General features: G+C 36.9%; 16 protein-coding genes. 6 read left to right on the forward strand and 10 right to left on the reverse strand.

What is annotated here, in order from left to right; all coding sequences use genetic code 11:
- From IKK64_06405 to IKK64_06445, 9 genes are all read right to left on the reverse strand, one after another.
- Positions 1–366 (reverse strand): leucine-rich repeat protein (locus tag IKK64_06405; GenBank protein ID MBR4119694.1); only part of this gene is annotated, 366 nt, incomplete at its 3' end.
- 14 nt (positions 367–380) lie between these two features.
- Positions 381–800 carry a hypothetical protein gene (locus tag IKK64_06410; GenBank protein MBR4119695.1) on the reverse strand — a complete coding sequence of 140 codons (420 nt, stop codon included), beginning with the start codon at positions 798–800 and terminating at the stop codon, positions 381–383.
- A gap of 545 nt (positions 801–1,345) precedes the next feature.
- The gene (locus tag IKK64_06415) at positions 1,346–2,341 is read right to left on the reverse strand and encodes a glycosyltransferase family 2 protein (GenBank protein ID MBR4119696.1); all 996 of its coding nucleotides are present in this window, start codon (positions 2,339–2,341) and stop codon (positions 1,346–1,348) included.
- Between the two features lie 110 nt (positions 2,342–2,451).
- On the reverse strand, positions 2,452–3,336 hold the full coding sequence (locus IKK64_06420; protein MBR4119697.1) for a Fic family protein: 885 nt from the start codon (positions 3,334–3,336) through the stop codon (positions 2,452–2,454).
- Positions 3,337–3,382: 46 nt separating this feature from the next.
- Positions 3,383–4,276 carry a lysophospholipid acyltransferase family protein gene (locus IKK64_06425; GenBank protein MBR4119698.1) on the reverse strand — a complete coding sequence of 298 codons (894 nt, stop codon included), beginning with the start codon at positions 4,274–4,276 and terminating at the stop codon, positions 3,383–3,385.
- A gap of 3 nt (positions 4,277–4,279) precedes the next feature.
- Positions 4,280–5,611: a tRNA (N(6)-L-threonylcarbamoyladenosine(37)-C(2))-methylthiotransferase MtaB gene (gene mtaB, locus IKK64_06430; GenBank protein MBR4119699.1), complete on the reverse strand. Its 1,332-nt coding sequence runs from the start codon at positions 5,609–5,611 to the stop codon at positions 4,280–4,282.
- A gap of 14 nt (positions 5,612–5,625) precedes the next feature.
- Positions 5,626–6,120, reverse strand: a complete 495-nt coding sequence (locus IKK64_06435; protein ID MBR4119700.1) for a DUF456 domain-containing protein — start codon at positions 6,118–6,120, stop codon at positions 5,626–5,628.
- A gap of 172 nt (positions 6,121–6,292) precedes the next feature.
- Entirely contained in the window at positions 6,293–6,496 is a 204-nt protein-coding gene (locus IKK64_06440; protein ID MBR4119701.1) for a hypothetical protein, read from the reverse strand.
- A 131-nt stretch (positions 6,497–6,627) separates the two neighbouring features.
- Positions 6,628–8,304, reverse strand: coding sequence for an AMP-binding protein (locus IKK64_06445; GenBank protein MBR4119702.1), 1,677 nt, complete (start codon positions 8,302–8,304; stop codon positions 6,628–6,630).
- Between the two features lie 273 nt (positions 8,305–8,577).
- On the opposite strand from IKK64_06445, the gene mnmG reads away from it, so the two are divergent.
- From mnmG to deoC, 5 genes are all read left to right on the forward strand, one after another.
- Positions 8,578–10,452, forward strand: a complete 1,875-nt coding sequence (gene mnmG / locus IKK64_06450; GenBank protein MBR4119703.1) for a tRNA uridine-5-carboxymethylaminomethyl(34) synthesis enzyme MnmG — start codon at positions 8,578–8,580, stop codon at positions 10,450–10,452.
- A 136-nt stretch (positions 10,453–10,588) separates the two neighbouring features.
- Complete coding sequence (gene uvrC / locus IKK64_06455; GenBank protein ID MBR4119704.1) at positions 10,589–12,391, forward strand: excinuclease ABC subunit UvrC; 1,803 nt, start codon at positions 10,589–10,591, stop codon at positions 12,389–12,391.
- 75 nt (positions 12,392–12,466) lie between these two features.
- The gene (dtd, locus tag IKK64_06460; protein MBR4119705.1) at positions 12,467–12,919 is read left to right on the forward strand and encodes a D-tyrosyl-tRNA(Tyr) deacylase; all 453 of its coding nucleotides are present in this window, start codon (positions 12,467–12,469) and stop codon (positions 12,917–12,919) included.
- Positions 12,920–13,243 (forward strand): nucleotide pyrophosphohydrolase, encoded by a 324-nt coding sequence (locus IKK64_06465; protein MBR4119706.1) that lies wholly within the window; start codon positions 12,920–12,922, stop codon positions 13,241–13,243.
- A gap of 5 nt (positions 13,244–13,248) precedes the next feature.
- On the forward strand, positions 13,249–14,133 hold the full coding sequence (gene deoC / locus IKK64_06470) for a deoxyribose-phosphate aldolase (protein ID MBR4119707.1): 885 nt from the start codon (positions 13,249–13,251) through the stop codon (positions 14,131–14,133).
- Positions 14,134–14,207: 74 nt separating this feature from the next.
- On the opposite strand, the gene IKK64_06475 is transcribed toward deoC, so the two are convergent.
- Positions 14,208–15,182 carry a polyprenyl synthetase family protein gene (locus tag IKK64_06475; GenBank protein ID MBR4119708.1) on the reverse strand — a complete coding sequence of 325 codons (975 nt, stop codon included), beginning with the start codon at positions 15,180–15,182 and terminating at the stop codon, positions 14,208–14,210.
- A gap of 91 nt (positions 15,183–15,273) precedes the next feature.
- Between IKK64_06475 and polA the strand changes: the two genes are divergently transcribed.
- On the forward strand, positions 15,274–18,060 hold the full coding sequence (gene polA, locus IKK64_06480; protein MBR4119709.1) for a DNA polymerase I: 2,787 nt from the start codon (positions 15,274–15,276) through the stop codon (positions 18,058–18,060).
- Positions 18,061–18,068: the final 8 nt, after the last annotated feature.

Consider the following 18,068-nt stretch of genomic DNA (forward strand, 5'->3'; position numbering starts at 1 on the left):
AGACTTCAAAGCTGTACAACCGTAGAATGGTAGATTTTCATAATTTTGACTCTGCGTTGTTCCTACCTCTGTTACCGTTCCTGGTATTGAAATACTCTCTAATGATGTACAACCTGCAAAGGCTTTATCTCTTATGGTAGTGACCGTAAACGATATACCATTGTAAGTTACGGTTGATGGGATCACTACATTAGATTGTACCGAACTATAACCAACTACAGATGCAACTTTATTAGAAGCATTAAGTTCATAATTCAATCCATCAATATTTACACTCTCGGCATATAATTCTGAGGTATAAATGCCAAAAAACAGCGAAAGTATAATATACCATCGCATATTAATAAATGATAATAAATTTTTCATATATATAATTTTAATTAAACTACATACCCAATAATAAGACCAACTAAAAAAGTTATGATTGCGGTCAAAAAAGAGACTTTCTGTGAACTATCTGGGTGATGAAACATTAATTGAAAAGCACTTATTGGTTTAACTTTCAATTCTACAGAAGGTAACTCCTTTTGATTAATTCCAAGATCACAAATACTGTTATAAGATAATCCTATTGTCTTTGCATCGACTCCTGTATATCCTGTTGTTTCAATAAAGCGATATATTGATTTGTTTCCATAGGAGATCTTAAGGCAATTGCGTTTGCCACTCCTTAAACGATTTTCCCCGAAAATTAATTGAAAATTTTTTGCGTAGATCCATACATAGTTGTCGTAAACATCAGTAAAGCAATGCCCTGGAGGGGGGACTTTTACACAACTAAATAATTTAGAAGTTCTCATATTTTATTGCTATATAGTCTATGTCCCCATATAGACTTTTATAATAGATACAAAAAAAGCGTGGGAACCATACTGTTACTCATCCCACGACATGAGGCCTTCGCATTGCCCACCAATGTTGAACGAGCAACGCAGAAGCCCACGCAAATATGCAAAAATCATAATTTAAAATATTATGATTAAAATACACACCCATAGGCATCTACTATTGCCTCATCCTTGACATTGGTTTAGAATTTGCGAAGTTCCATGTCGTCAAGAAAGAGCGTTAGTAAACGCTTTTTCATATTATGTCTGCACCCACCCCAAAAACCCATATCGGGCTTCTGCAAGCGATATACGCAACAAAAGTAATAAAAATAATTAAATGATATTGTTAATTGCTAAAATTATTACAATTCAACCTCTTGTAAAAATAAGCATAAAATCTTTACTTATTTTGCATTTTAGAGGTACTGCTCTAATTATTAGACCATTACGAGTGTAATTTAATTTTAAAATTGGGGTAAAAAGGAGAATTGTAAATTAATATGCAAAAAAAGCATTTAAAATATTCGTTTCCCCATTAAGTAGTAATCAACTACTACACTTCTATTGCTCTCTGTAAAATGCTTTAGCATATTTATTGAGGGTTGATTTTTATAGCGGTGTTTATCTCTTTCAAAGTGGCGATGTGCTAACCATACCGATTTTACCTCTCCAAAACTTAGTTTCACGAGGAACAATATTGCTGCCAATCCATCAAGGAGTTTTCTTTTGAAAATTAACTTTTTGCCCTCTTTTAGTGGAAGGTTCTTGTATAACATAAAGAGGTTGTTTCGGAAGTTTAGGTATGTTTTGCGAGGGTTACCTGCTGCCAATGTTCCTCCGCCTAAATGATATACCACACTATCAGTTACGGCAACAACTCTTTTGCCCAATAGTTGCAATCTCCAACAGAGGTCAATCTCCTCCATGTGAGCAAAAAAATCGGCATCTAATCCCCCTACTGCCAAATAACTCTCACGTTCAACCATAAGGGCTGCACCTGTTGCCCAAAATATATCTTTGGGTGTGCCTTCATATTGACCGCAATCTTTTTCGGTAGTGTCAAATATTCTGCCTCGGCAAAATGGATAGCCATATTTATCGAGGTAACCTCCTGCTGCACCAGCATACTCAAACATACTTTTATTGCTATATGATTTTAGTTTGGGCTGACACGCAGCAACATCGGGATTGGCAATCATAAACTCTCTTAATGGTGCAACCCAATTTTGGGTTACCTCAACATCGGAATTTAGCAGTACAATATATTTATACTCCGATAATTGCTCTATTGCCAAGTTATACCCCCTTGCAAAACCATAATTTTTATCAAAGGCAAGAACTCTTACAGTTGGATAATTGGCGTTTAACCACTCAACCGAGCCATCGGTTGAGCCATTGTCAGCCACAACAACATCTGCCCCTTGCGATAAAGTTGCTACCGAAGGCAGAAACTCCTCCATAAGTTTCTTGCCATTCCAATTTAATATTACAACTGCTATATCTTGTGCCATATAAATTTATCGTTTATTTGTTGGTTTGCCTAAAGAAGAGGAAAGTGTACTATCAACTAAAGTTTCTACTTTTTCTAATTTATATACTTATATTGTTTCATAAATAAGAATTAATTATCTTGCTCATAATAGTATGAATAATCAATCCCTTTCATAAACATTTCACGGTCATTGATTTTATCGGTTAAAGCATTTGCTATTAATTCACGTATTCTTGTGGGATTAACCACACTTATACGCATTGCTTCCATATAGGCAGTCTTGTCAATTTTACTCCAATCTACACATCTTTTTAATGATTGTTTAAGTATTAAATCCAACCAAATTCTTGTACTACGACCATTGCCTTCCATAAAGGGATGTGCTATATTCATTTCTATATATTTATCCACAATTTCATTGAGGTTGGTTTCGGGCATTCGCTCAATTTGAGATAGAGTTTGCCCAAGAAAATGAGATACTGCAAATTGAAACCCGCCTTTTGAGATATTCTTTTGACGTATTTGTCCTGCAAAATCATAAAGTCCGCCAAAGAGATAGGCATGAATTTGTTGCAAACCTCGTGCAGTGCCCACCTCAATAGTTTGCAATAACGAACTATCCCAAAGTTGATATGCTTTATCTCGGCTCTTGCTGTCTATTTGGTCTTCACCAGTAATTAACCATTTTGCAAAAGCAATTGCATGTTGGCTTGGAACAACTTCCACAAGGCTAATCATCTCATTTTGTGACAAACAATCGGTTAAATATCGCTTGCCGTCAGAAGCAACAAGTTTCAGTTGGTTACATCGTGTAACCAACTCATTTCCATTTTTAACTAAGCGGTGTTTTATCACTTTCCAATAGTTACGAGGATTTTTGCTTTCAGTAAGTACTGCTATAACATCAACTACCGAGAACAACCAACGATTGGTATCATCATCCCATGCGGCTCTAACCTCTTTATCATTAAAGAAGCGAATGGATATTTTTTGATGTTGGTTACTCTTTTCCATAACATAAATAAGAAAGTACTAAGCACAACGCTTGTGCCATATAAATTTATCGTTTATGTTTCCAACGCTTATGAGTCCACAGCCAAAACTCTGGAGCACGCAGAATAGTTTTCTCCATTAAGCGGGTATATATCTCGGTAATCTCGAACTCCTTATACTCTTTTGGAGTTTGAGTTATCTCCTCAAATACTATTTTATAGTATCCGCGTTTTAGTTTTATTACATCGGCATATACAAGTGTACAATCAAGTTTTTGAGCTATTCGTTCAATGCCTGTTAGCATTGGGGTATCTTGATTTAAAAAGTTACTCCAATAGTGTATATTGGCTGGTGATGGAGTTTGGTCTGCCATAAAACCTATCACCGCAGGACGTTTATCACGGCGGAATTTTATAAACTCTCTTAGTACATCGTTCTTTGGGATGTTTACAGTTTTGTATCGAGAGCGAAGTTTCAGGAAGAAGTTGTTAAACCAACGATTTTTAAGTGGTCGATACAGCTCTCCCATAACTGCATCCTGAGGATAATCTAACCATAGAGTGATTGAAGGTATATACTCCCAGTTACCGTAATGGCCTAACATCAAAATTACCTGCCTACGCTCATCTATGGCACGTTGTAAAACCTCAGTATTCTCCATTACAAAACGGCGTTTTGTAGTAGCGTCAGAGATATGCAGTAGTTTTATGGTCTCTACAATATAGTCGCAAAAATGTCGATAGAATGCTCGTTCCATTCTACGAATCTCCTTTTCGCTTCTATCGGGAAAGGAGTTTCGCATATTGCCAAATACTACCTTTCGGCGATAACCTACCACGTAATAGACTAATAAGAAGAGAATGTCAGATAATATATACAGCACCCAAAATGGCAACAACGAGTGTAACCAAATAACGAGGTATATAGGGGAGTATAATATGTTCTCTAAATATCTGTTCATACTCTATTCGGTATATAATTTCTCTACCACAAGCGAACTCTTGTCTTGAGTAAAATCTCCTAAAACTACACGCACACCGCTTTTGTTTACCAAACTCTTATCGTATGGCATTTCAACTCTTATATAGTTATCGGTAAATCCGTGCATTAATGCCCCCGGTGCAGGTTGCTCAAACAATACAGGGCGACACTCTCCTATTTGCGACATGTAGAACGCCAATCGTTTCTCTTCCGATATGTTTAACATTCGAGTGCATCGGGCGTGTTTCTCCTGAGGTGTTACCACATGCTCAATCTTCAACGCCCTTGTACCCGGACGTTCAGAGTATGTAAACACATGAAGTTGCGAAATATCCAACCCCTCAACCGTATTGTAACTCTCCTCAAAGAGTTCATCAGTTTCGCCTCTCATACCAACAATAAGGTCAACACCAATAAAGGCATCGGGCATAACAGATTTTATCTTCTCAATCTTTGAACAAAAGAGCTGTTTATCGTAATGGCGCCGCATTATCTTCAACACCTCATCACTTCCCGATTGCAACGGTATATGAAAGTGTGGTGCTACACGTTTTGAAGTTGCAATAAATTCGATTGCTTCATCGGTCAAAAGGTCTGGTTCAATCGAAGAAATTCTATATCTCTCTATCCCCTCAACACAATCCAAAGCCTTTATCAAATCGAGAAAACTCTCGCCAGTAGTTTTACCAAAATCACCAATGTTTACACCGGTAATAACAATCTCTTTTCCGCCCTCAGCAGCAACTTGTTCGGCTTGTGAAACCATCGACTCAATAGAGCCGTTTCTACTACGACCACGAGCAAACGGAATAGTGCAGTATGAGCAATAATAGTCACAACCATCCTGCACTTTTAAGAAGTAGCGAGTTCTATCACCGCGGGAACACGAGGGTGCAAAGTTTTTTATATCAGCGAGTGGAGTGGTATCAATCTCCAGCTCCTTATTTGATAATAGAAAAGCCTCTAACTTATCAGGCAAATCCATCTTCTCCGCTGCACCCAACACTAAATCAACACCATCAATAGCACCAACCTCCTCGCTCTTAAGTTGAGCATAACAACCGGTTACAACAATACACGCTTTGGGGTGTTGGCGAGATATACGTCTGATAGCCTGACGGCACTTCTTATCGGCAAGTTCGGTAACAGAACAACTGTTTATCACACACAAATCAGCCTCCTCGCCCGATTTTGCCTTTACAACACCTCGCTGTGTCAGCATCTTACCAATGGTAGATGTCTCGGCAAAATTGAGTTTGCAACCCAATGTATAATAAACAACCTTCTTATCTTTCAGTATTGATTCTTCAGTCATAAATCACAATTATTTCAAAACATAGCAGCAAATATATCTACTGCCACCACAACAATCATAACCATTACCGTAATGCCATATATCAGTTTTACTCCTGATGTTAAGATAAACGCCCAAAACGACATTAGAGCTACATTAAAAGCCTTACCGCTTGATGAATTGGCGATAACCTCTCCTATAAATGCTCCCAAAAACGGACCAACTATTACCCCAATAGGACCAAAGAAGAGACCTACAATAGTACCAACAATAGCACCATTTGATGCACTCTTTGAGCCACCTTTTAGTTTTGTCATCCAAGCCGGTGCAATATAATCAACTATGGTTATAACTGCCATTAGCACTCCCATTATCACTAAAGTTGTAACCGACACCTCAGCTCCCTTACAAAAACATAATAAGATAAGAGCCACATAACTTAGAGGAGGGCCGGGTAATACAGGCACAACCGAGCCAAGCAATCCAACAAAAGCAAGGACAAGGGCTAATACTATATATAGAATATCCATTACCTTAATTTTTATGCGAAGATAGTACAAAGAATTGAGAAATTTTACCACACAGATAAAAAAACCTATACATATAAATATATAGGTTTATATATTGAGGTTAAATAAAGAGACAAAAAAAAGCGATACTTGGTATCGCTTTCATTTTTCTTTGCTTGCTTAATTAATTTAATTAATCAGCGATAACTACTGTGTCGATAGCAGTCTCTTCAGCGTTAGGAAGAAGAAGAGTATCTCCCTCGAATGCGTAGTTAGCATCGATTGTAGCCTCAGTGCTTACAGGAGCCTCAGTAGTCTCCTCAGCAGCAGGTTTAGAGGTACAAGCTGCAAAAGAAGCAGCGAAAGCAACAGCTGCGAATAAAACTAATTTTTTCATCTCTCTTAATTTTAAATATTTAAAATAATTATTAATTATTGCCTTATATTTCAAAAGCGTCACAAAGTTAATACTTATTTTCCAAATAAATATTCTTTTTTTCGCTTTTTTTTAAATTTTTGAAGATTTAACTACTTTATTGGTGTAAAATTGGCATATAAATAACGTTTTATACTACGTTTTGGAGTTTTTTCAAACTCAGTAGGATAAATGTATATTTTTGAGATTGTCTCGTATGGAGCAACTTCGGTATTCAAAGTTTTGCGAATCTCCTCCATAATTGGGTCAAGATCTTGAAGCGTGATACCACAAGTCTCAATAGCCTCATAGTCGGGATAAACCAATGCTACAAGTTTACCATCTTTCTCCACTACAAGACTCTCTGAAACAAACTCTTTAATATTCAATTTTGCCTCAATCTCTTCAGGATATATATTTTGACCACTTGCACCAAGAATCATATTTTTATAACGACCTTTGATAAAGATGTTCTTATCCTTATCAATGATACCCATATCGCCAGTATGCAACCATCCCTCTTCATCAATAACCTCAGCAGTTGCTGCTTCGTTTTTATAATATCCCTTCATAACGTTCTCTCCCTTAACGCATATCTCTCCGGGTATTAGATAGGGATCTTCTGACAAGATTTTAACATCCATAATACCTTCAAGAATTGCTCCTGCCGATGAAGGAATAAATTCGCTATAATGCTTGTAACTAATCAGTGGCGCACACTCAGTCATTCCATAACCTACTGTAAATGGGAATTTTATCTTATGAAAGAATTTCTCTACCTCAGGGTTAAGAGGCGCACCACCAATAATAACTTGTTCAAATCTTCCTCCTAAAGCGTCAATCAAACTCTTTCTGATTTTAGCATATATTTGAGTGTTTAATACAGGTAGATTTACTGCCCACTTCAATGGAGTGCTATTTAGTTTAGGAAGAACTTGTTTACGATAAATCTTTTCGAAAATAAGAGGAACAGTTATAATCAAGTTAGGTTTAACCTCAGCAAATGCTTTCAACAACACTTTGGGTGAAGGAAGTTTACCTAATAGAGTAACGTGCGATCCTGTTGCGAGTGGTGTAAGAAGGTCAAATGCACAACCATAAGCGTGAGCAAGTGGCAAGAACGACAATGCCTTACTACCTTTATAGTGCAAACGTGTTTTTATTCCGTAGCATACGTTACCTGCAAGGTTGTTACCTGTTAGCATAACACCTTTACTATAACCTGTTGTTCCCGAAGTATAGTTTATCTCAACAATTTTATCATTCTCAAGTTCTGCATAGCATAGATCCTCTTTTTTGAAACCTTTGGGATGCTCTTTTTTAAATAAGGCATCCATATTGGCAAGTATTCCGCTTACGGTTTCGCCATCGCGTTGGTCAATGCAACTGAAATCGTTTAACGAAATAACTGCTCTCAAAGTTGGGATATGCTCAACCTCAACATTTTCCCAAATATGCTCACTTAAGAATAGTAATGAAGATTCAGAGTGGTTTACTATATATGATATATCGTTTCCGTTAAAGTCTTGAAGAATGGGAACAGCAATAGCACCATACATCATTGCTCCCATATAGGTAATAACCCAATTGACATTGTTACGACCAACAATAGCAATTTTATCTCCTCTTCTGATTTTACATTGACGGAATAGGATATGAAGACGCTCTATTTGTTCTGCAACCTCTCTATAAGTAAGGTTCTTTGTAGTGTTATAATCCGAAAGGGCCAATAAGTCCCAGTTCTCTTTAAAACTCTCTTCATAAAGTTTGATAAAATTCTTCTCTATCATATATATATATGTTTTTAGTTAAATCACACCTAACTATCTTAAAACTCCTATTTTATATAAAATTTGTTTTAAAATGAGATAATAACTTAAAATCCGAACAAATATACAATAATTTATGAAATAATAAAATTTATTAAATAGGAATAGGTGAGAATATATTTAATAATATATGGTATGTTTTTAAATAGATATTTAATAATAGAGCATACTTACACCTTTTGACTGAAAGTTTTTTTGTAACTTCGCAACAAGTTTCGAAACTGATTTAATATTATGGAATTTTCATACGATGTTATTGTGGTCGGTGCAGGGCACGCAGGTTGCGAGGCCGCCTCTGCCGCGGCTAACCTTGGATCTAAAACTTTGCTTATTACAATGGACCTTAACAAGATTGCACAGATGAGTTGTAATCCTGCTATTGGTGGTATTGCTAAAGGACAAATAGTGAGAGAGATTGATGCTCTTGGTGGATACACTGGTATTGTTACCGACCGCACCGCCATCCAGTTTCGTATGCTTAACCGCTCAAAGGGTGCTGCTATGTGGAGCCCCAGAGCACAAAGCGATAGGGCTAAATTTATTCAGGAGTGGCGTGGAATTATAGAGAATACCCCAAACCTATATTTATGGCAAGACTCTGTAAATGAACTGATTATCAAGAATAAGGCAGTTACTGGTGTTAAAACTCAATTGGGCGTTGAGTTCTTTGCTAAGACGGTTGTTATTACATCGGGAACTTTCTTGAATGGATTGATGCACATTGGCAGAACTCAGTTTGTTGGAGGTAGAATTTCGGAACCTGCATCGTATGGTATTTCGGAGCAGTTGGCTGCCGAAGGTATTACTGTTGGCAGAATGAAGACTGGGACTCCTGTAAGAATTGATGCCAGAAGTATCGACTTTTCGCAATGTATTGAACAGGGTGGCGAGGATGATTTCCATAAGTTCTCATACCTCGATTTTAAGCCTCGACAACTTAAACAGGTTAGTTGCTGGAGCGTTTATACAAGCCCACGCGTTCATGAGATTCTTCTTGAAGGTCTCCCCGACTCGCCTCTTTACAACGGACAGATTCAGAGTATCGGTCCTCGATATTGCCCAAGTATTGAAACTAAACTTCACACCTTCCCTGACAAGATGGAGCATCAACTCTTTCTTGAGCCCGAAGGTGAGAATACAAACGAATATTATCTAAATGGTTTCTCTTCATCATTGCCAATTGATATTCAGATCAGGGCTTTGCAAGAGATTCCTGCTCTACGCAATGTACACATATACCGCCCCGGTTATGCAATAGAGTATGACTATTTTGAGCCTACTCAACTTAATCACACTCTCGAGAGTAAGGTTATTAAAAACCTTTATCTTGCAGGACAAGTTAATGGAACTACCGGTTACGAGGAGGCTGCAGGTCAAGGATTGGTTGCTGGTGTTAATGCTCACATTCGTTGCCATGGCGGAGAGGATTTTGTGCTTCGCAGAGATGAGGCATATATTGGCGTTCTTATTGATGATCTTGTTACCAAAGGAGTGGATGAACCTTATCGTATGTTCACCTCTCGTGCTGAGTATCGAATCTTATTACGTCAAGATGATGCTGATATGCGTCTAACCGAAAAGGCATATAATATAGGATTAGCAACCAAAGAGCGTTACGATTTACTACAAAGCAAGAAAGAGGAGCTAAACAGAATTATTGATTTCTGCCGTAACTTCTCAGTTAAAACCGCATACGTTAACGAGGCATTAGAGAAGAAAGGTACTTCGCCTTTGAAACAAGGCGTGAAACTTGCCGACCTTATGCTTCGCCCTCAACTTAACATTTATGATCTTATTGAAATTGTAACTCCATTCAAACGCGAGGTTGATAAGATAAAGAATCGCAAAGAGGAGATTCTTGAGGCAGCAGAGATACTTCTAAAATATGAGGGATATATTGAACGAGAGAAATTGATTGCCGACAAAATTACTCGACTTGAGAATATAAAGATTAAAGGCAAATTCAATTATAGTGAGATAACTCAACTCACTATTGAGGCACGTCAGAAACTTACAAAGATAGATCCTGAAACAATTGCTCAGGCAGGGCGTATTCCTGGAATATCTCCAAATGATATAAATATACTACTAATGCTTTTGGGCAGGTAGTAGGTAGTTGTTAGTTCTTGCTTGTCAGTTTCGCCACCCTTACGGGTAGTTGCTGGTTAGTTCTCCCCAACCCTCTTCAGGAGGAAGTATTATTGCCAAATAAATTAATTGTTCCACGTGAAACAATCTAATATATATGAATACTGAAACTCTAAATAAAATAAAGAATATTATCTCTGTTATGCCTGAGAAACCGGGAGTTTATCAGTATTTTAACAAAGATGGCACTATTATTTATGTAGGTAAAGCAAAAAACCTAAAAAGAAGAGTATCTTCATATTTCAATAAAAATAATCAAGGCGTCAAAACCTCAATGTTAGTAAAACATATTGAGGACCTAAAATATTTTATTGTAGAGACCGAAGAGGATGCCCTGCATCTTGAGAACTCAATGATAAAGGAGTACCAACCTAAATATAACATACTCCTTAAGGATGACAAGACATATCCATGGATTGTTGTAAAAAAAGAGCCTTTCCCACGTATATTCTTAACACGCACAGTTATCAAAGATGGGTCAAAGTATTATGGCCCATATAGTAACGTAAATATGGCAAAGGTTATTTTGTCACTAATTAAAAGATTGTATCCGATAAGAACTTGCAACTATCTGCTAACTGATGATAAGGTAAAGAGCGGTAAGTATTCAAAATGTTTGGAGTATCATATTAAAAACTGCAATGCCCCCTGCGTTGGGCTTGAAAACAGAGAGAAATATGACGAATATATAAAACAGGCTCGACAAATCCTTAATGGCGAGACAACAGAGTTATCGAGAATTTTAATGGAGGAGATGCAGCAGTTAGCATCTGAGTTAAAGTTTGAGGAGGCACAAAAGGTAAAAGAGAAGTATCAACTTCTCGAAAACTACCGCTCAAAGTCTGTTATTGTAAACTCAAGTGTACATAATGTCGATGTGTTCGGATATGAAGATTACGAAGGTATCGTATATATAAACTATATGAATATTCGTGAGGGTGCTATAGTACAGAGTATGACAATATCATACAAAAAACGTCTTGATGAAGATAAAGAGGATATATTAGCACTGGGCGTAACAGAATTACGCGAAAGATTCGCAAGTGACGCTCGCGAAGTTATCGTACCTTTTGAATTTGGCATTGATACAAATAAGTATACCATAACAGTTCCGCAACGCGGAGACAAACGCCATTTATTACAAATATCTACAAAAAATGCGATTCAGTACAGAATTGACATAACAAAACAATCGGAAAAACTAAACCCCGAGCAACGAACAACAAGAATACTTACACAGTTAGCAAAAGATTTTCACTTGCAAGAACTGCCTCGTCATATGGAGTGTTTTGACAACTCAAACACACAAGGGACAAATGCAGTATCGGCATGCGTAGTATTCAAAAATGCGAAACCTGCGAAAAAAGAGTATCGCCATTTCAACGTAAAAACAGTAGTTGGAGCTAACGACTACGCAACAATGCAGGAGGTAATACACCGCCGATATAAACGTTTATTAGATGAAGGAGCTGATCTGCCTCAGTTAATAGTAGTGGATGGAGGTAAAGGGCAATTAAGTGTAGCTGTTGAAACACTAAAAGAGTTAGGGTTATACGGAAGGATAGCAATAATAGGCATTGCTGAAAAGTTAGAAGAGATATACTTCCCTAACGATTCAGTACCCCTCTATATTGACAAAAACTCCGAATCTCTTAAAATTATCCAGCACATGCGCGATGAGGCTCACCGTTTTGGTATTACCCACCACCGCAAAAAAAGGAGCAAAGCACAAATTGTTTCAGAACTTGACAATATAAAAGGTATAGGAGCAAAGACTAAAGAGTTGCTAATCAAGACGTTTAAAAGCGTTAAACGAATTAAAGAAGCTGATTATCAAGAGATTGTAAATGTAATTGGGAAATCAAAAGCTGATATACTAAAAAAAGGATTAGATAATTAGATATTTACAAAAACTGCATAGAATCTAAGAAAATATAGTTAATTTCGCACAGCAAAAACAAATAATTTCTAAGGAATGAGAATTGTAATACAGAGAGTAAATAGAGCATCGGTAACTATTAACAATACAGTAAAATCAGCAATTGAGAAAGGGTTGCTCATACTTCTTGGTATTGAAGAGGCTGACACCGAAGAGGATTTGAAATGGCTAACAGCAAAGGCTGTAAACCTACGCATATTTGATGATGAAAAAGGAGTAATGAACCTGTCTGTAAAAGATATTGACGGAGAGGTGCTAGTTGTTAGTCAATTTACTCTATATGCCTCAACAAAAAAAGGGAATAGGCCTTCATATATAAGAGCAGCAGGACACGCAACCGCTATTCCTATGTATGAGAAGTTCTGCAAGGAGATAGAAGAATTAATCGGTAAAGAGGTTAAACAGGGGGAGTTTGGAGCAGATATGTTAGTCTCGCTCGATAATAGCGGACCCGTAACAATAGTAATAGACTCTAAAAACAGAGAATAGATGACAATAGACGAGGCTCAAAAAAAAGTAGATCAGTGGATTAGAAAGTACGGCAAACGTTACTTTAACGAACTCACAAATATGGCTATCCTTACCGAAGAGGTTGGCGAAGTTGCCAGAATAATTGCTCGAAGATACGGAGAGCAATCGTTTAAAGAGAGCGATAAGAACGTTGACCTTTCAGATGAACTTGCCGATGTTTTATGGGTTCTATTGTGTATTGCAAACCAAACAGGAGTAAATCTTACAGATGCACTAAAGAAGAATATTGAGAAGAAAACAGAGAGAGATAAAACAAGACATATAAACAATCCTAAATTATAATTAAGATGGATAGATACAACGAGGCAATCGAGAAATATGAGAAGAATCTAAACGACGAGATCGTAAAAAATGAGGTTGAAAACATTCTAAAAAATCACTTATCAGAGAACTGTAATAAAGCAGTATATAAAGAGATTTTATCTTGCTTAGATATAACCACTTTGAACGTAACAGATAATTACGAAACAGTGGTAAAGCTGGTTGATTTCGTAAACAAGATTGATGAAAATTACCATGATATAGATAATGTTGCAGCAATATGTGTATATCCAAACTTCGTAACAGCAGTCAGAGGCACATTAGAGGTATCAAATGTTAACGTAGCATCAGTAAGTGGAGGTTTCCCTTCATCGCAAACATACGCCGAGATTAAAGCAATAGAGGCAGGACTTGCTATAAAAGACGGAGCAGATGAGTTAGATATAGTTATGAACGTTGGAAACTTTATGATAGGCAACTATGAAGATATGTGCGACGAGATTAACGAAATAAAAGAGATTTGCGGAGATAGAACATTAAAAGTAATTATTGAAACTGGAGCATTAGAGAGTTGTAATAATATTAGAAAAGCATCGATACTTTCGATATATGCAGGTGCCGATTTCATCAAAACCTCAACCGGCAAAATATCTGTTGGTGCAACTCCTGAAGCATTCTATGTAATGTGTAATGCTATTAAAGACTATTACGCTGAGACCGGAACAAAGATTGGTATTAAGGCAGCAGGAGGCATAAAAACACCAGTAGATGCAGCAAAATACTATACAATAGTTAAAGAGGTATTAGGCGAGGAGTGGTTAAATAAAGATCTATTCCGTATAGGTGCGGCAGGATTAGCAAATAACCTAATATCAGCAATATACAAGAAAGACAATACTTTAATAAATTAAATAGATTAAACGTATAAACAGAAAGGGGTGAGAATCAGATCTCACCCCTTTCTGTTTATAATAAGAATATAAGTTTAATAATTACGAGCAATAATATAGTCAAGCAACTCTATCAAAACATCTTTAATTTTAGAATCAGGGAAGATTGAAAGAGCATCTTCAGCCTCAGATTTGAGTTTAAGCATCATATTCTCCGCATACTCAATACCGCCTTTCTCTTTTGCATACTCAATTAAAAGAGATATCTCCTCATCAGTCAGATTTCCTCTCATAAGCAAATCACACATTTGAGAATTACGTTCGTCAGAATTAGACTGAACAGCAAATAATAGCGGTAACGATACCTTACCCTCTTTTAGGTCAGAACCTGTGGGTTTTCCAACAGAATCATCAGTGAAATAATCGAAAATATCGTCCTTAATCTGGAAACACAATCCCAACTTATTGCCATACTCCTCAATTGCATTTAACTGTTCTTCAGTTGCACCATTAGAGTAACCTCCCATTAACATACAAGAGGAGAAAAGAGACGCAGTTTTTTGTTTAATTACATTAAAATATCGTTCCTCATCAAGAATATGTTCATCGGCAGTCTCAATCTGGTTAATCTCACCAGTAGCAAGTTCTTTTCCAAGTGCCGCAATAAGAGAAATAGTATTTAAATTATTAGATTTAATGGCAGATTGAAGGGCAGTAGATACAAAAAAGTCTCCAACTAAAACTGCTACTCTATTATCCCAAATATTATTGACTGTTTTTCTACCTCTTCTAAGCGGGGAACTATCAACAACATCATCATGAATTAGAGAGGCATTATGTAGTAATTCAATAGCCACAGCAGCACTGATAGTGGCATCGTTAATCTCACCAAATAAGCGAGAACTTAGTATAACCAATATCGGTCTAATTTGCTTACCTTTTGCCTGAAGATAGTAGTCAATTACCCCCTTTAGCAAAGCGTTATCGGTTGATAATGAGTTGCGGAGCGTCACATTAAAGTTCTCCAAATCAACACCAATAACATCTTTGAGCGACTCTTTTATATCCATTGCTTTAATATATGAGTACAAAAATAGTAATAAAAGAGTAGAAAATCGCATACTTTTGATTAAATTTACACATTAATTATCGGAGAAGTATATGAAGAAATTATTTTTACTTGATGCCTACGCACTTATATACCGAGCATACTACGCATTTATCAAAAACCCAAGAATTAACTCTAAAGGACTAAATACATCGGCAATATATGGATTTGTAACCACTCTTGAAGAGGTACTAAACAAAGAGCAACCAACTCACATAGCTGTTGCTTTTGACCCACAAGGCCCAACATTCCGACACGAAATGTTTGAACAATACAAAGCCCAACGCGAAGAGACACCCGAAGCAATACGCACTGCCGTACCCATTATAAAAGATATAATAAGAGCATACAATATCCCAATTTTAGAAGTTTGCGGATATGAGGCTGATGATGTTATCGGAACAACCGCAAAACTTGCCGAAGAGAGGGGATTTGATACCTATATGATGACACCCGACAAAGACTTTGGTCAACTTGTAAGCGAACACATATATCAATATAAACCCCGACATGGTGGAGGATTTGATATATATGGAGTAGAAGAGGTAAAAGAGAAATACGGTATTTCATCACCTCTAATGATTATTGATATGTTGGGTTTGATGGGCGACAGTGCCGATAACATTCCAGGATGTCCGGGTGTTGGAGAAAAGACAGCAATTAAACTTATCAACGAGTTTGGCTCAATAGAAAATCTAATCACCTCAACCGATAAACTTAAAGGAGCATTAAAAACAAAAATTGAAGAGAATATTGAGCAGATAAAATTCTCAAAATTTTTAGCAACAATAAAAATTGATGTTCCAATTGAGTTCAACGAAGAGAGTCTGAAATATGAAAAACCCGATTGCGATAAATTAGAGAAAATTTTTGCAGAGTTAGAATTTCGAAATTTATCGGAGAAGATTTTAGGTAAAATTTCAACTCCTAAAACCGAAGAGAAAAAACAACCTCAAAAAACAGTTTCTCAACCCTCGCTCTTTGATTTATTTGCGACCGATGAGTCGGAAAATTTAGAATACGAAAACGTAGAGGAGTCTAAAAACCGTCCTCACACATACTATCTTGCTGATAGTGAGGAGAAAATAAACGATTTAATTTATCAACTAAAAAGTGCCGAAAAATTTTCATTTGACACAGAGACTACCTCAATTGAACCAATAAATGCGAAATTGGTTGGAATGTCATTCTCTGTTAAAGAAGATGAAGCATTTTATGTTCCAGTTCCCGAAGATAAGCAAGAGGCTCAAAAAATTGTCGACAGGTTTAAGGAGGTACTCGAAAATGAGAAATCGCAAAAGATAGGACAAAATATAAAATACGACTACATTGTAATGAAGAACTACGGAGTGAACCTCAAAGGTGAGTTCTTTGATACAATGGTAGCACACTACCTACTTCAACCCGATGGCCATCACAATATGGATTATCTTGCCGAAGTATATTTAGGACATAAAACAATCAGCATTGAGACATTGATTGGAGCAAAGGGCAAAAATCAGCGTTCAATGAGAGATGTTCCCCTGCAAGATATTTGCGAGTATGCGGCAGAAGATGCTGACATAACACTACGACTTAAAAATGTATTTGAGACAAAATTGCGAGAAGAGAAATTAGAAAAACTTTTCTACGAAATTGAGATGCCTCTTGTAAAGGTACTTGCCGATATGGAGGCTGAGGGAGTAAGAGTTGACACCAACACTCTTGCAGAGAGTTCTAAGATATTAACCCACAAAGCATGCGAAATAGAGAATAAAATATTTGAATATGCAGGGGAGACCTTTAATGTAAACTCTCCACGACAAGTAGGTGAGATACTATTTATAAAACTAAAAATAGATCCAAAGGCAAAAGCCTCAAAACAAGGAGGATATTCAACATCCGAAGATGTTCTTACAAAACTTATAAATCGTCACCCAATAGTACCACTAATTCTTGAATACAGAGGATTAAAAAAACTATTAAGCACATATATAAATGCACTGCCCGAACTAATTAATAAACAGACCGGCAAGATACACACATCATTTAACCAAACTGTTACCGTAACTGGCAGATTAAGTTCAAGTAATCCTAACCTGCAAAACATCCCAATACGTGATGAGAATGGCAAAGAGATACGACGTGCATTCATTCCAGAAGAGGGCGAGGTATTCTTCTCGGCAGACTACTCACAGATTGAGTTACGTATTATGGCACACCTCAGCAAAGATGAAAATATGCTAAAAGCATTCATATCAGGAGATGATATTCATGCAGCAACAGCCGCAAAAATATTCAATGTACCATTAAGCGAGGTAACAAGCGATATGCGGCGCAAAGCAAAAACAGCCAATTTTGGCATTATATACGGTATCTCGGCGTTTGGATTAGCCGAGAGGTTAAACATATCACGAAACGAAGCAAAATCGCTTATTGAGGGCTATTTTACCTCATTCCCATCGGTAAAACAATATATGGATAAAAGTATTGAAGTTGCTCGTGAGAAGGGCTATGTTGAGACCATTACAGGACGCAGAAGAGTACTACAAGATATTAACTCAAATAATAGCATTGTTCGTGGCTATGCTGAACGCAATGCAATTAACGCACCAATACAAGGTAGTGCCGCCGATATAATAAAGATTGCCATGATTCGTATTGCAAAACGAATAGAGAGGGAAAAACTCAATGCAAAGATGATTATTCAGGTGCACGATGAGTTAAACTTCAGCGTTCCCGAAAATCAATTAGAACAACTCAAAACGTTGGTAACTGAGGAGATGTCATCGGCATACCAAATGAGTGTACCTCTAATTGCTGACACAGGAAGCGGAAAGAACTGGTTGGAGGCTCATTAGAAGTTGTT

The organism is Bacteroidales bacterium (assembly GCA_017521245.1).
Classification (GTDB): Bacteria; Bacteroidota; Bacteroidia; order Bacteroidales; family G3-4614; genus Caccoplasma_A.

Excerpts from the sequence above, each read along its gene's own strand:
- IKK64_06420 (MBR4119697.1), bottom strand. The coding sequence starts at position 3,336 with ATGGAAAAGAGTAACCAACATCAAAAAATATCCATTCGCTTCTTTAAT.
- IKK64_06475 (MBR4119708.1), bottom strand. The coding sequence starts at position 15,182 with ATGGATATAAAAGAGTCGCTCAAAGATGTTATTGGTGTTGATTTGGAG.
- IKK64_06465 (MBR4119706.1), top strand. The coding sequence starts at position 12,920 with ATGACAATAGACGAGGCTCAAAAAAAAGTAGATCAGTGGATTAGAAAG.
- IKK64_06415 (MBR4119696.1), bottom strand. The coding sequence starts at position 2,341 with ATGGCACAAGATATAGCAGTTGTAATATTAAATTGGAATGGCAAGAAA.
- uvrC (MBR4119704.1), top strand. The coding sequence starts at position 10,589 with ATGAATACTGAAACTCTAAATAAAATAAAGAATATTATCTCTGTTATG.
- mtaB (MBR4119699.1), bottom strand. The coding sequence starts at position 5,611 with ATGACTGAAGAATCAATACTGAAAGATAAGAAGGTTGTTTATTATACA.
- IKK64_06445 (MBR4119702.1), bottom strand. The coding sequence starts at position 8,304 with ATGATAGAGAAGAATTTTATCAAACTTTATGAAGAGAGTTTTAAAGAG.
- dtd (MBR4119705.1), top strand. The coding sequence starts at position 12,467 with ATGAGAATTGTAATACAGAGAGTAAATAGAGCATCGGTAACTATTAAC.
- deoC (MBR4119707.1), top strand. The coding sequence starts at position 13,249 with ATGGATAGATACAACGAGGCAATCGAGAAATATGAGAAGAATCTAAAC.
- mnmG (MBR4119703.1), top strand. The coding sequence starts at position 8,578 with ATGGAATTTTCATACGATGTTATTGTGGTCGGTGCAGGGCACGCAGGT.
- IKK64_06410 (MBR4119695.1), bottom strand. The coding sequence starts at position 800 with ATGAGAACTTCTAAATTATTTAGTTGTGTAAAAGTCCCCCCTCCAGGG.
- IKK64_06440 (MBR4119701.1), bottom strand. The coding sequence starts at position 6,496 with ATGAAAAAATTAGTTTTATTCGCAGCTGTTGCTTTCGCTGCTTCTTTT.
- polA (MBR4119709.1), top strand. The coding sequence starts at position 15,274 with ATGAAGAAATTATTTTTACTTGATGCCTACGCACTTATATACCGAGCA.
- IKK64_06435 (MBR4119700.1), bottom strand. The coding sequence starts at position 6,120 with ATGGATATTCTATATATAGTATTAGCCCTTGTCCTTGCTTTTGTTGGA.
- IKK64_06425 (MBR4119698.1), bottom strand. The coding sequence starts at position 4,276 with ATGAACAGATATTTAGAGAACATATTATACTCCCCTATATACCTCGTT.